The sequence below is a fragment of the Rhodopseudomonas sp. RCAM05734 genome (assembly GCF_052658035.1).
This window is the reverse complement of sequence record NZ_CP199742.1, coordinates 3325611-3339983: the sequence shown is the minus strand read 5'-3', so window position 1 is coordinate 3339983 and position 14373 is coordinate 3325611. Positions and strand designations below refer to the sequence as shown.

11 protein-coding genes are annotated in these 14373 nt (G+C 66.5%); 1 reads left to right on the top strand and 10 read right to left on the bottom strand.

Annotated elements, in window-relative coordinates:
- Positions 1-128: 128 nt before the first annotated feature.
- A complete protein-coding gene (rpoH, locus tag ACUXVA_RS15835) occupies positions 129-1028 on the top strand; it encodes an RNA polymerase sigma factor RpoH (RefSeq protein ID WP_265079444.1) in 900 nt (299 codons plus the stop codon).
- A 400-nt stretch (positions 1029-1428) separates the two neighbouring features.
- Here rpoH and ACUXVA_RS15830 read toward each other — a convergent pair whose 3' ends face one another.
- The 10 genes from ACUXVA_RS15830 to ACUXVA_RS15785 all read right to left on the bottom strand — a co-directional run bounded on the left by ACUXVA_RS15830 (position 1429) and on the right by ACUXVA_RS15785 (position 14373).
- On the bottom strand, positions 1429-1749 hold the full coding sequence (locus ACUXVA_RS15830) for a hypothetical protein (protein ID WP_445486925.1): 321 nt from the start codon (positions 1747-1749) through the stop codon (positions 1429-1431).
- 3 nt (positions 1750-1752) lie between these two features.
- Positions 1753-2373, bottom strand: coding sequence for a hypothetical protein (locus ACUXVA_RS15825; RefSeq protein ID WP_445486922.1), 621 nt, complete (start codon positions 2371-2373; stop codon positions 1753-1755).
- A gap of 1 nt (position 2374) precedes the next feature.
- Positions 2375-3178 carry a hypothetical protein gene (locus ACUXVA_RS15820; protein WP_445486920.1) on the bottom strand — a complete coding sequence of 268 codons (804 nt, stop codon included), beginning with the start codon at positions 3176-3178 and terminating at the stop codon, positions 2375-2377.
- 65 nt (positions 3179-3243) lie between these two features.
- Complete coding sequence (locus ACUXVA_RS15815) at positions 3244-3561, bottom strand: hypothetical protein (protein ID WP_445486918.1); 318 nt, start codon at positions 3559-3561, stop codon at positions 3244-3246.
- Between the two features lie 88 nt (positions 3562-3649).
- Entirely contained in the window at positions 3650-3907 is a 258-nt protein-coding gene (locus ACUXVA_RS15810) for a hypothetical protein (RefSeq protein ID WP_445486916.1), read from the bottom strand.
- Positions 3904-5718, bottom strand: a complete 1815-nt coding sequence (locus ACUXVA_RS15805; RefSeq protein WP_445486914.1) for a hypothetical protein — start codon at positions 5716-5718, stop codon at positions 3904-3906. Before ACUXVA_RS15805 ends, ACUXVA_RS15810 begins: the two co-directional genes overlap by 4 nt.
- Entirely contained in the window at positions 5718-6512 is a 795-nt protein-coding gene (locus ACUXVA_RS15800; protein WP_445486912.1) for a hypothetical protein, read from the bottom strand. Before ACUXVA_RS15800 ends, ACUXVA_RS15805 begins: the two co-directional genes overlap by 1 nt.
- 54 nt (positions 6513-6566) lie before the next feature.
- Entirely contained in the window at positions 6567-9182 is a 2616-nt protein-coding gene (locus tag ACUXVA_RS15795) for a hypothetical protein (protein ID WP_445486910.1), read from the bottom strand.
- A complete protein-coding gene (locus ACUXVA_RS15790; protein ID WP_445486908.1) occupies positions 9179-11602 on the bottom strand; it encodes a hypothetical protein in 2424 nt (807 codons plus the stop codon). The genes ACUXVA_RS15795 and ACUXVA_RS15790 overlap by 4 nt, the downstream gene beginning before the upstream one ends.
- Complete coding sequence (locus ACUXVA_RS15785; protein ID WP_445486906.1) at positions 11599-14373, bottom strand: transglycosylase SLT domain-containing protein; 2775 nt, start codon at positions 14371-14373, stop codon at positions 11599-11601. The genes ACUXVA_RS15790 and ACUXVA_RS15785 overlap by 4 nt, the downstream gene beginning before the upstream one ends.

Sequence of the window (14373 nt, the reverse complement as noted above, 5' to 3'; positions counted from 1 at the left end):
TAGTTCAGTGTATGTTGCACCTGCGTTGAATATCCAACGCGGAACTTCGCAGCGCGGGCGGCTTTAACAAAGCGACCGTCTGCCTGGCCCGCCGCTATCGGGGGCCTGAACCACTGGAGGGCGCGAAATTGGCCCGTACAGCTACACTCCCGGTTCTCAACGGAGAATCCGGACTTTCTCGCTACCTCGCCGAGATCCGCAAGTTTCCGATGCTGGAACCCCAGCAGGAATACATGTTCGCCAAACGCTGGCGCGAACATGACGATCGCGACGCGGCGCATCACCTGGTGACCAGCCATCTGCGACTCGTGGCGAAGATCGCCATGGGCTATCGCGGCTATGGCCTGCCGATTTCCGAAGTCGTCTCCGAAGGCAACGTCGGTCTGATGCAGGCGGTCAAGCGGTTCGAGCCCGAGAAGGGTTTCCGTCTGGCCACCTACGCCATGTGGTGGATCAAGGCTTCTATTCAAGAGTATATTTTGCGGTCGTGGTCCCTTGTCAAAATGGGAACCACCGCGAACCAGAAGAAGCTGTTCTTCAACCTGCGCAAGGCGAAGAGCAAGATCTCGGCGCTGGATGAGGGCGATATGCGCCCCGACCAGGTCAAGATCATCGCCAAGCGACTCGGCGTCACCGAGCAGGACGTGGTCGACATGAACCGCCGCCTCGGCGGCGATGCGTCGCTCAACGCCCCGATCCGCGACGACGGCGAAGCCGGCGAATGGCAGGACTGGCTGGTCGATCACACCCCGACCCAGGAGGCCGTGATGGCCGAGCACGAAGAGCTCGATCATCGCCGGCAGGCCCTGAACGGCGCGATCGGCGTGCTCAACCCGCGCGAACGGCGCATCTTCGAGGCGCGTCGCCTCGCCGACGAGCCGATGACGCTGGAAGACCTCGCCACCGAGTTCGGCGTGTCGCGCGAACGCGTCCGCCAGATCGAGGTGCGCGCCTTCGAGAAGGTGCAGACCGCGGTCAAGGGCACCATCGCCCGGCAGGAAGAAGCAACCTTGCACGCCGTGCATTGAACGGCGCAGCGATCACGAATGACGAAAAGCCGGCAGCAATGCCGGCTTTTTTATTGCGGGGCTTGACCGCAAAGCGCGGAGCACGCGCACCATCCGCCGCTGACAGATCTTTCGACCCGAACTGAAGAGAACTCTATGTCGAAACACATGTCGCACGGCTTGCGACAGATTCTGTCGCACCGCGTGGCACGGAGCCGTTTTTTCTCGTTTTGACTTGGAGGTGTTTCTCAAAACCCCTTGTGCATCAGCACTTTAGGGGTGGTGGGCGCACCAGGGCTCGAACCTGGGACCCGATGATTAAGAGATACCTTGTTCGCCATATCCATCAACGGCTTACGTGTCGCATTGCGGGCCGTTTCCGCCGATTTCCGGCGTTTGTCGCACGGCTGTGGCACAGCGCTTACTTGATCTTCACCGTGAAGAACTCGCCGAACGCCTTCCACGGCTGCGACACGCCGATGAACAGGCCGAACAGGGTGGCGGCGCCGATCCACAGGAACTTGCCGATGATGCCGGCGGCGTTCATGAAGCTGATGGTGGCGTCGAGCTGCTTGATCTTGGCCTTATCCGCCTTGCGCAGGAAATCCTTGGCCTCCGGCGACAGGTCGGCCCAGTCGTCGGCAGCGGCCCACAGGTTGGCGACGCGCTGCGACGTCAAGCCGACCCAAAAGGCCTCCTGCTCCGGCGTCACCTCGGCGATGTCCAGCTTTCCGCGCGCCACCGGCTACTTCTTCCGCCCGGTCACGGCACGCACCGTCGAGGCGACGACGCCTTCGGGCGCCTCGCCGGTCATCGCGGCCATCCCCTTCCTGGTGGTGTCGTTGGCCACGAAGCCGAGCAGGCCGGCGCCGATGCCGAGAATGCCGACGAGCGGAAAATTCAGGATGGCGTTGGTCTTTTCCGGCGACGAGAAGATCACCACCGCGAAGGTCGCCACCGGAAAGGCGAGGATGTGGAAGCCGATGACGTAGCCCAGCAGGTGGCGCCAGTGCCACCACGACACCCTGCCCATTTCCCGGCGCATGGTTTCGTTGACTTCGGCGATGTTGGTCTTGTCGACCTCGCCCCTCACTTCCGCCAGGCGCGTCAGATAGGCGTACTTCGCCGCGACGTCTGACTGCGCGGCCTCGAGCGCGGCGCGCGCCGTGTCGGGATCGGCGGCGATCGCCGTGCTGACGTCATCGGCCGAGGCCGACTTCGGCAGGTTGAGCGCGTTTTTGATGGCGTTGACGGCGAAGGCCGACACCGGGCCTGGAATGCCCAGCGCGGTGCCGAGCACCGGCAGGCCGAAGTCGACCGCCATGCCGGCGATCCATGACCACTTGCCGAGATCGAGGCCGGCCATCTCAGGCGGCCTGCTTTTTCGTGGTCTTTTTCTTCGATACCTTGCGCTTCGGCACGGCCTTGACTTTCGCAGTCGCCATCACCTCCGGCGTCGACCACAGCGCGGCCGGCGCCGGCAGCGCGTCTGCGGTCGCCGCAGATGGCTCCGCAACCGGCGCGGCAATGACCGCGGCGGCCTTGCGGTTGTGCCACCAGTGCACGGCGTAGTAGCCACCGACGATGAGCGCGATCGCCGCAGCGGCCAGTGCCAGCCACACCCACAGCGGCCAGCCGGCCTGCACGCCAGCCATTGCCGTGACGGCCACGACGGCGCCGCCGGCTGCCTTGGTGGTGTCCGCCACGGGCGTGACGGGTTTGGCCGGCGGCGCGGCGGCGAACACGCGGCGCTGCGCCTCGATCCAGTCGGCATCCGGGGCGGGATATGGCTTGCCGGCCTCGTGCCAGGCCTGCGCCTTGAGGAAGGCGATGCCCGACGGGCTCTTCCAGAAGGTGTCGTTCATGATGGTGTTTTCGGTCAGGCCCGGCACACGCTTCTTGCAGAAGGCGATGTAGGACGGCACCTCATTGTGCCCTGACCAGGTGGCGATGGCGTCGGCGAAGCGCTTGTTGCGATAGCTCTTCGACGTGCGCCACAGGTCGAGCTGCGCGCAGATGCCCTGCACATAGGTGGGGAACACGGCGATGTTGTTGCCCTGGCCCTTGCCGTCATTGAGCGTGACGGCCTTCTGCGCGGCGCCCCACTTGATCGCCAGGGCATTGCCCCACATGGCGCCGGGATTTTTATAACGGATCGATGCTGGTTCCATCTGACAGGCCCTCTCGCTATCAGCGAGAATGCGGCCTTATCCCTGCCGTCAAGCGTGACGGAGGATCAGGCCGTGCGGCCTGTCATCGACGCGATCAGCGCCTGCCATTGCTGCACCGGCGGCAGGATGTCGGACCACAGCGCAAGGGTCAGTACCAGCAGGAGCACCCCGAGCCGCGCTAGCGCGCGATGCCCGTAATGCTGCCAGGTCAGGACGGCGATGATCACGGCAATCAGCGTGGCCTTCCACCAGACGGCGCCAAGCTGCAACGACGCGGCGAAATAAACGCAGCTATTGAGCGCAACCAGCGGATCGAACAAGGGACGGTCCATCTCCGCCACATCGTCGTCGTCGGCAAAATCTTCAGCGTGCAACGATCGCATGAGGCGGCCTCCGAACGACGAAGATTCTAGCCCTCACACGCTCGGCGTGTAAAGGGGGCGCCGCCGTCATCAACGGGTGTCGTCGGTGCTATTGTGGGGGAAATCCGAGCACCGCGCGCAGGTCGGCCGGCGTCAGCCCGGCAGCCGTGAGTTTTTCCAGCGGCGTAGGCTGAGGCAGCAACCGGTCGGGATCGTGCGCGGCCATTACCGCGTCCAGCGCGGCGCGGTCGTCCGGGTCGAGATCGTCGTAGCCGTGGATCTCGCCCGCGTCGGTCCAGGAGATAGGCAGTTTTGCCAGCCCGGCCGCGACGATCTCCTCAGCAAAGGTCGGACCGATCCTGCTCATGCCATGACCTCCTGCAGCTTCATCTGGGTGTTGAGGACGCCGTCCCCGAAGATCGAGGCGTTGGTGCCGTCGCTCTTGAACATCAGGTAGTAGGTCAGCGCCGAGGCCGTGCCCGGCAGGTCGTCGCCGCAAACATGAGCCGGTACCATCTGGAGCAGGCTGGCATTGTTGTAGAACAGCGTCTCCTCGCCGAACATGTTGGCGTTGCTGGTGCGGGCGAAACGCAGCGCTGTGCGGATACCGGTCGTGGAGGAGCGCAGGATGCCGCCACCCTCGGCATGGATGACGTTGGGCGCGGCTGTCGGTGTGATGCTGGCCGACAGGCCCGTGGTGACGTAGCTGCTGCTCACAGTGGACGTCGACGAGGCGAATGTGGCTGTGACGGACTGCACGACTTCGCCCGGCTTCTTGCCGCCGGGGCCGTAAAGGATGATGCGGCTCGGCGCCACCGACCAGGCGCCGACGCTGGCGAGGCCGCCGTCATAGTCGGCATGGCCGACAAGGCAGGGATATTTCGACGCGCGCGCCGCGGCCGAATAGATCGTCTTGATGCTGTCGGCGCCGCCGGCGCCGCCCTCCGCCGTGGTCGAGACGGTCATGCCGTCATGCAGCGCCATGGTGCCCGAGGCATCGGTGCAGTTGACCGCGGCCAGCTCGGCCGTGCCGGCATTGTCGATCAGCAGCAGCCACAGCCGGAACGCCGTGCTGTTGGCCACCACACCCATCGACGATCCCGACGAGATGGTCAGCGACAGCGCCGCGCTGATGGTGCGCACCGCATAGGCGCCGGCGCCGGTGTTGAACACCGCCAGCACCGGATCGGCCGACGACGGGTCTGCGCCGGCCAGCGTCTTGACGGCGAAGGTGGCGGCGCCGGCCGAACGGCTTTCCACCAGCGTGCCGTTGATCAATCCTGTGCGCGCGCCGAGCGCCGAGCCACCCACGGTCTGCGCGGTCACGGCGCCGGCGGCGACCGCGCTGCCGCCGGTCTGCGACAGCAGCTTCCAGCGGCTGTCGGTGCCGTCATAGCGCAAGAGCGCCGCCTGCTTGCCGTTCAGCGTCACATCGGCGCCGAAGTCGAAGCGGTTGGCGGCCGTCGATCCGGCGTCGGCGTTCTTCAGCACCAGCGAATTGGAGCCGACATTGATGATCATCTTCATCGCGCCATCGCGGGCATCGACAAGCCCGGTCAGGTTGCGCGTCGCATCCGTCGACAGCCGCAGCGTGGTGGCGATGGCGACGCCGGCCGGCGCATAGTCGTTCTGGTTGGCGGTGATCTGCGCCGGCGAGATGACGCCGGTCAGCAGCAGCTCCTGCGACACGGTCGCGAACTTTGTGCCGCCGGAGGTGCGCATCCAGCGGCTGTCGGTCGAGGACCATTGCAGTTCGACCGAGCCGCGCGGCTGCAGCACCAGGTCGGCGTCGAACAGGAAGCGGTTGGCCGCCGTCGATCCGGCGTCCGAATTCTTCAGCGTGATCTCGAAGCTGCCGCGGTTGATCAACTTGATATTGCGGCCGAAGCTGCCGCCGGCCAGGCCGGTGATGTTGCGTGCCGCGTCGGAATTGAGCAGCACGGTCTCGGCGATCGACAGGTCGGTCGGGTTGTAGTCGTTCTGGTTGGCCGTGATCTGCGCCGGCGCCAGCGGATAGCTTAGGCCCCAGCGTTTGATCAGGTAGCCGCCCAGCGTGGCGCCGTCGCCGACGCGGATGGTGTTGAGCGTGGTGTCATAGGGGTATTCCGCCAGCAGCGGCGTGAACGACGCATCGAGATAAGCGCGGGTGTTGCGGATATGCTGTCGGCGGGTGGACATCAGGCGGTCCCATCATCGATCGGCCCGCTCTCGGCATCACCTGCGATGCCGTCGTCGGGGTTGTTGAGGAGGTAGACGACGGAGGCGGCATAGGCCTGCGCCTTGCGCGACCAGTGATAGGCGGAATATTCTGCTGCTTGCACTGGCGTGTTCTCGGCCATGTCCGACCAGGCCTGCGCCTTGTCGCGCGCGGCTTCCGATGCCGTACTGTAGCCCATCGCTTCCAGCGCCGAGGCAGCCGCGGCCACGGCCGAGGCCGCGCACTGGATCACGTAGTTCTGCAGGTTGATAATGCCGGTGACGGTCAGCACGTAGAGCTTGGTGGCGAGATCCTGATCGTTGACTGGCGCCGCCGCCATGACGCGGCGCGGCCGAAAATCGACCACGTCGTCAGCCGTGAAGAACGGCCCGACCGAGCGCACCACACGCGACTTCAGCTCGGCCAGGATGCGGAAGGTGCGGTCGAACAATACGCCGTGCACGGTCGCGTTGAAGCGCTGCAGGTTGGCAAAGTCGGTGCCCTGGACGGCCTGCGTGTCGCGCTCGAATACCAGCGTCACTGGGCTCGCCACCGAGGCTGCCGGGAGGCTGAGCGGCGTGACGGTGACGTTGAAGGCGGCATCGAGCGACGGGGTATAGTGCACCCCAGCGGTCAGCGGCACCGGCAGGCCGTCGGCGTCGAGATAGCTGACGTCGAGATCGGCCGTGCGCTCGGCCGTGAAGCCCGGCGTGAACGCCGTTTCGGCCCCGGTCCAGAGCAGTTCTGCATAAGCGGCTTCGGTTGGCACGGTCATGCCAGCAACCTACCGGCAGCCGGCGGGCGTCAAGCGTGCGCCTGCCCTACTGCCCTACTGCGCGCCCATGACAGCGCCGAAGTCCGGCATGCGGCGGGCCTCAGTCCGGCCCGGCGGCAGCCAGTAGCTCTGGCCCCAATCTTTCTTCGCCTGCTGCTCGATCCGGCTGAAGCGTTCGCGGGCACGCGGATCGGCCATCAATGCGAGCTGGTCGAGCACGCCGCGCTGGAAAGCCAGCCGCGTGAACCACAGCGACGAGCCTGGGATATGGCGGCCCAGCGCATAGAGCGCGTCGCCGGCGAAATGGGTGTCCTGCCCCTTGCCTGCCTGCTGGATGTTCTTGATGACAAAGTCGCCCAGAATGCTTTCGGCGGACGCCGCCAGCGGCCCGGCCAAGGTCGCCGCCCAGGAGTTGCCCTGCTTGGTCTGGTCCAGAAAAAGAATGTCGCCGAACACGCCGAAGCCGCCGCCCTGCAGCGTCGCCTTGCCCCATGCGCGCAGGCCGTTGCCCGTGGTCGGATCCAGCGACAGCGGATCGCGACCGCTGGCCAGTTCCTTGGTTTGCATCGAGACGACGCCAAGGGCTGTCATCACGGCGAAGGCCAGCGCCGAATGTCCGAGGCGCGTGCCGTCCCAGCCGCGCGCCGTCGCCCGCGAAAAGTGCATCATCACGAAGGTGGCGGGAAAAGATCGGTACATGCTGACAGCGCGGCGGGTTTCGCCGCCGAGCGAGCCGGGCTTGCTGTCGCCGATCATCATGGCGCGCGTCACCGGATCGCCCTCGATCACGGCATAGTCCATTTCGGTGTCGATCATGCGCTGCAGCTTGTCGGCCGCGGCGACGTGCGCCTGCGTTGCGCCCTCGCGGATGTCGACCGGGCGGATCAGCGTGGCCTTCGGCCGCGGCTCGTGCGGAGGCGTGGCGCGGATCAAATCCCAGTCGCTCTCGGCAATGCCGTAGCGGCCGAGCGCGCCGCGGAATTCGTCGGACAGTCCGGCATAGGCCAGCCCGCGTTCGTGCGCCACATGCGCCATCATCTCCAACCCGAAGGCGCCGCGCAGCATCGCGGTCCAGCGGCGCAGGCCGGAGGCGCGGATATTAGCGCTGGAGAGTTTTTGCGCGAGGCCCGTGCGGATCACCTCACCCATGATGCGGTCGGTCTGCCCGGCGGCATGCGCCAGGCTGTCCATCACCAGGCCCTGCTGCGCGATGAAGGTCTCAGAGCCCTTCTCGACCATCATGTCGGTCGCACGCTTAAGCGTGTTCATCACTGGCAGGCCGTTGAACCGCGCCACCATGGCCAGCGAGCCGGGATCGGTGAACGATGAGATGATCGCGCTACCGAGCTGAGTGGCGGACAACCAGTGCCGGGCGTCGGCCATCGCGGTCGCGAACGTCGTGTTGACCGGCGTCTGGTTGGCGCCGGTCACCTCGGCATAGAGATCGTCAAACAGGCGCTTCTCCAGCTTCACCCGGCTCTCGATGGATCTATTGGCCTTGACGGTGTCGGCAATCTGCTTCGGTGTGGCGCCGTCGGCGGCCTTCAGCGCCAGACGCGCGGCCTCCCGGTCGAACAGGTTGTGGATAAAGGTCTTGGTAGCTTCCGGATTGGGGCCGAGCACGCGCAATGCCGCGATGTCGTCGGCCATGCCCTTGATGTGGTTGGTCATGGTTTCGAACACGCTCTGATGCGTGCCGACCGCATCGGCCACGGCCTGCCAGCTCTCCGCATCCTTCCACGAAAAGAACCGCGCCATGTCGCGCTGGTTAGCCAGCATCGGTCGGCCGGAGCGTGCGGCGGTGACGGCGCCCTGTGGCCCGTCGATGATGTCAGCCGTGACGCTGTCGAGCAGTTGCGCGAAGCGCGCATCATTCATCGGCTTGCCGGTGTCCCAATCGAGCATGTCCTTGCGGTCGACGTTGTCGCGCACCGGCTGGCGGAAGCGATCGGCGCCGAGCGCGCGCGCCTTGGCCGGGTCGATAGACGGGTTCGGCAGCCGCCATGTCTGGCGCTCGCCCAGCGCGCCGCCGGCGGCGCGGTACTGATCGGCCAGGCTCTTGGCCACTTCGCCCCAGGCCTTCGCCGCGGCCGCCGCCTCCGGCTGGATGTTGGCGCCCTGCCCGTCGCCATAGACCGCGCGCAGCACGTCCAGCTCGCGCGTTGCCTCCGGAGAGAAGCCGAGTTTCTTCGGGCGCAGATATTCGATCGCGTCGGCGAAGGCGGCATGCGCCTGCCCGCGGATGTTGCGCGCGAGGTAGTGCACGTTGTTCCGGCTGGAGATCTCGAAGGCGTCGCGGGCCAGCAGCGAGCGTACGGCGAAACCGAGCGTCGACTGTTCCTTGCCGAGCGTCGGCGGCGCCTTGTTGCCGAAGCCAAGATCGCCCGGCGTCTCGCGCAGGCGTATGACCTCTGCGTCATAAGCGGCGGCAGCGCGCAGCACGCCGGATTGCGCGATGATGCTGCCGCGCGTCAGATCGGCCTTGCGGGCAGCTTCACTTGTCGCGATCTCGGCCGCATCAAGCGCGGCCTGGCGCGCGCCTGCGGCATCGCCCAGCGTCTTTTGATGCTCGGCCTCGAAGGCGTTGAGCATGTCGAGGATCGGCCGGCCGGCGGCCGACGTCACCTTGCCGGCGGAGATCTTGCGGACAAAGCATTTACGGGCGGTCAAAACGGAGCCTCCTCGGCTGCGCCCGCGATGCAGGCGTTGAGTTCATCGGCGGCGCGGACATCGTCCTCGACCTCGCGCAGGGCGTCGGTCGCCTTCAATGTACGCGTGGTGCCGTCAGGATTTTGCAGGGTGATTTCGAAATCGCCGCCGGCGTCCTCAAGCGCGCGGGCGGCATCGGCCGCGAGTGCGGGATCGCCTAGCTGGCGCGGCGCTCGATCGCCTTGGCCAGCATCTCGTGGTTCTGCGCCATCTTTTCCGCCGTCGCCTTGTCCGGCGCGTTCGGCTTGCCGGCGTTTTGCAGGATCAGCCGCGCCATCGCGCGGTGCTGCGCCGGGTTCATCAGCGTCCCAGCCGGGGATTTTTGCGAGTTCGGCATCGTTTGCTCTGGCCGCAGCCAGCCCCTCGTAACGCTCGGCGTCCTCCATGATAGCACGTTCATAGGCGGCGAGCAGATCTGTTTCTTTCTCCTGACGGACGATTTGCACCACCCGGTCAGCAATGGCCTGGTCGACGCGAATGTCGCCGCCGCCGCTGTCGAAAAGTTCCTTTTCCAGCGCGCCGACGATGGCATGGGCTTCCTCGCCGTCATCGATGGCGCGGTCGGGCGCGCGGTCGTGACGGTAGAGTTTCTGGCCGCGGTTCTCGGCGTCCAGCCGGTCCAGCAGGTCGTTCGGCGTCAGTCCCATGTCGGTACGGCCGGAGCGGCCGAGCGTGCCGTTGTCCGGCCTGTCGAGATCGCGGGCGTCGAACAGATACCCGGCTTCCTTGGCAGCCTTCAACGCCTCGTCGAGCGTCGTGCCGCCCTTGCGCACCAGCGGTCCGAAGCCCGGCACGAACGGGCCTTTCTCCGTGCCGAAGATGGCTGATAATTCCGGGTCGGGCTTCAGCCCGCCCTTGGAGGCGAGGAATTCGTTAAGCGACCAGCTCTGCGGATCTGCATTGCTGCGGCCACGATTGGTCTTCTTGGGAGGCTCGATCTGCATGACCGCGGCGGCCGCATTGGCACGAGCTGCCAGCGACGACGCCCCGCTCGATCGTTTCGCTTCTGGTACCTGATCTCGATAATCGAGCGCGTCGAGCTCGCCCGCCATGTTTTCGGATGGCCTGATCTTCTTCTCGTTGGCAGTCACCCATTCCAGCGCCTGCGCGCGGTTCAGAAATTCGCCTTGCGGATTGACGAAGCCGGTGTCTTTCCAGGTGTATTGGCCGGGCTGCAAATCCAGTTGCTGGCGCACGCTCTCGCCATGTTCTTCGCTGATTAGAAAGTGCTGCCCATTTTTCTTGCCTACGTAAATCGTGCCATCCGGAGCCATGTTGGCCGGCACGACGCCGACATTCGGCAGTGCCTCGCCGCGGTAGATCATAGCTGGAGTGCTGACGCCGCCGACAACTTCGATCCGGGCCGCAGCCGCATCTACCTTTGCCGCATGATCTAACCGGCCATCGGCCGTATCAATCGGCGCCATGACGTCAATGACGTGGTCGCGCTCGGCAAGATCGCCGGCAGCGTGGAAATCGTCCGGCGCGAATTGTTCGGCCGGACCGGCCGGCGCCAGCGGTCCGGCCGGAGCCGGAGCGGGGCGGGCCACGGGCGCGGTGCCGGAGTCACTGGCGCGCGCAACGCCCTCCGGCGACACGATGGCGCCCTCCGCCGGCGCCGACGTACCAGCGGCCTCCGCAGGCCGTTCCCCGCGCAGGGTGCGCAGGCCGCGGCCGGCGACGTGAAACAGGCCGGACAGGACGCCGCCGCCAATGCCGGCTTCCAGCACATTGCCCACGGCGCGGCCGACGCCGCTGTCCAGCCCCAGGCGTTCGCGGGCGGGCTCGACAATCGGCTCGACCGCCGCTTGCGCCGCCGCATTGGCGCCGGCCTCGCGGCCGACCGTCATCAGTAGCGATGCGCCGCGGGCGGCCCCGAGCGGCGCGGTCGCCACCATGGCGGCGACGTTGACGGGATCCGCCGCCTGGCGCGCGACGCCGGCGATGAACGCCGTGGCGACGCCGGACAGGCCATAGGTGGCGTTGCCGATCTCGTCGGCATCCGCCTCGATCTTCTGGGCCTTCCGGGCGGCATTGAGCCGGACATCCTTCAGCGGCTCAATCGACTTGCGCTTGTCCTCCGGCAGCGTGTCGGCCAGTGCGCCGAGCAGCCGGATGTCCTCGGCCTGCGTCACGCCGCTGCCGAGCCGGACGCCCATCTGCGCTGCGTAGTCCTCGATCGGGCGGCCGGCCGCGGTCTCGATCGCGGTGACGAGCTCGCCTCGCGCGTCGCCGAACGGCTGGCCAACCCCGGCGATGGTGTCGAGGCCTCCGCGTTTCCATTCGCTGTCCCACACCTGGCCAATCGTCGCCGGCTGCTGGCCGCCGGTCTGGCGCGACAGTTCGGCGAGATAGCCCGTGGCGTCGTTTTCCCAGCTCATGGCGCGATACCGTCGGTTTCGCGGCGGGTCTGCTGGATGCGGTCATTGATCTCCGCGCGGTAGCCGGCGCGGCCTCGCTGATAGGCAGATAGCTGCCCCGTTGGCGCGTTCTTCAGGGTCGCCATGTCGATGACCAGCGGCGCGTTCGGCACGTTCGGGTCCGGCGATTGCCACACCGGAACGTCACGACCGCCCGGCCCCTGCGGCAGGACCACCACATAGCGCGAACCGCCCGGCTCCGGCTGGCGCAGCTGCGCCCGCGACGAAAGAAACGCTCCGCTGTATGGCTTGCCGTTGCGATCATAGGCGCCTCCGAACTGGTCGAATGAACTGTCGGTGAGATTGTCGAGGATCCCGGTGAACTGCCCCGCGGTCATGCCGGGAGGCGCTGCGGTCTTGCCGCCGTTGCGCTTCACGATGGGTCCCGCGACGTCCTCGATCGCCTTCTCGATCGCGCCGCCGTCGGTCGCGTCGTAGAGCTGGCCAGATGCGCCGCGGCGCGCAGTGTAGAGAGCCAGCGCGGCATCGATCACGGAGCCCTGCTGGTCGGCGCTGACGTAGAGTTGCCCGCCGAGCTTGGCCGACAGCGCGGTTCGTACGTCGCCCATCTTGTTCTTGACGCCCTCGGTCTGACCGAGCTGCTGGCCCTTGAATATCTCGCGCGCCAGCTCCGGCCGCGTCCGCGCGATCTGGCCGATGAATTGCGTGCCGCCGTCCGAGCCCGCGACCTGTTTCAGCGTATCGGTGTAGACGTTTTCCGGCAGCGACACCGCGAGCGCCTGGACGATGCGGAATTTCTCATCCGAGCCGGCGCTGTCGTAGCGCTCTTTCAGCGCCGTCGCCTCTTCCGGCTTCAGCGCCGCAGCACTGCCGAGATAGACCTTGGCCGAGGTCGCCGCCTGCACGCCGCGTTGCGTCAGCGAGGCGCGGAACGACGGATCTTCCGGATTGGCCGAAGGGTCGATCGCGACCGCGGGATAGTAGCCGCCGCGCTCGCCGAGCGAGATCGGGTCGGTGTTGCGGCGCTTCACGACTTCGTCACGCACCGCCTTGAACGCCTGCAACTGCTGTTGCTGCGATGGCGTCACGTTCGGCGAATTTGCGACGTCGGTTTCCAGCCGGCCGATCAGCCCGTCGAGCATCGCCGGGGCCGTGCGCCAGGCCTGCTGGATATAGGGGTGCATCTGCAGCGCCTGGTCGAGCGAGCGCACGGCGCCGGCGGCGGCCGCGTCGCCCTTATCGGCCGCGGCCTGTTGCGTGGCGCGGTAGCTGGCAATGCGCGCCGGATCGGCATTAAGCCCCTGCTGCAGCAGGTCGAGCACCGGTTCGGTCTGCCGGACGGCCGAGGCCTGCGCGGTCAGCAGATGCGCTTCCTGCGCCTGCTGCTGCGAGATCACCGAGCCGATGCCGTTGACAGTCCGCTGCAGCGAAGCCGGCGACGCAAAATTGACGTCCATCGGCGCGCCGGCGTTCTTGTAGAGCTTGCCGATGTAGTCGCGCGTTTCCTTGAAATCGACGACGCTGGCGAGCTGCGCCGCATTGAAGGTCGAGCCGAACTTCTGCTCCGCGAGCGCCTTCCAGCGATCAGCGTTACCGGGCCCGGCGTTGTAGGCGGCCGCAGCCAGCCCCACATTGCCGTCATAGCGAACGGCCATCTGCTGGAAATAGGCGCGGCCGAGCTGCACGTTGAGCCCGCCGTCGCTCAAAAGGCGCGCTTTCAGATCCTCATCGGAGAGCGCTGCGATATCGGCGCGGCCGGTTGCACGGGCGACGTCGCGCGCCGTTGATGGCATCGGCTGCGCCAAGCCGAGCGCGCCCTTGTCAGAGACCGCATCGACCTGCCCGGTCGCGTTCTCGATCTTGAGGATACCGGTATCGAAGATTTTTCGCGATTGATCCGGCGTCGAGATCCGGCCGACGGTCAACGCAGTACCGACTGGATCAAACGGAGCGCGGGCAACGAGGGTCGTCTGCTGGTTGACGTCGGCCTGCCCCATCGCATGGGTGATGTAAGACTGCCGGGTGACCGGATCCAGCGCCGGAAACTGCGCGGGATCCTGCAGGCGGACAAGGGCGGATGCCGGGTCCTTCTGGATCGCCGACATGACGTCGGCGTTCTGCAGCTGGGTCGAGAACGCCTTGCCTCGCGCCACCGCGGTGCGCTGGTCGATCCAGCCGGCTTCGACGGCCCGGTTTACCTCTGCCCCGTATTCCTGAATGACCGACATGCGCGCGACGTCGGACGGCGCGCTGATCGCCCGGCGCATCGCGTTGTCGGCGGAGGTGTCGAGCGCCGCGACCGTGATGTCCTTTTGCTTGATCACCACGTTGTTGCGGATGGCGCCGGCGGTCTCGATCGAGGCGCGCTTCATCTGCAGTTCGGTGCGCGAGCGCGGCTGCGGATCGGAGATGTTTTCGAGCCGCGCCATCTTCGAGGCTTCGAGATCCTGGCGCAGCCTGTCCTCGGACGTCGCGTAGTCCGGGTCCTTCAGATATTGCTGCGTCAGCCGGTCATTGTCGTCGAGGAAGCCAGACATGGCTTCCGTCGCCTTGGTGTGCTGGATGCCCTCATTGAGCTTCTGCGCGATCGACCCCAGTTCGGTGCCGAACGCCCCCAGCGCGGACGCCACGGCCGTCGATTGCACGGGCGCCACAGGACCGACCAGCCCGGGCGAGCCCGGCACCGAGACCAGCGGGATCGCCGAAATGCCGGGCGTCGGACCATTGCCGATCGTGACGCGGTCCTGATAGTCGGGGAGATCATTTGCCAT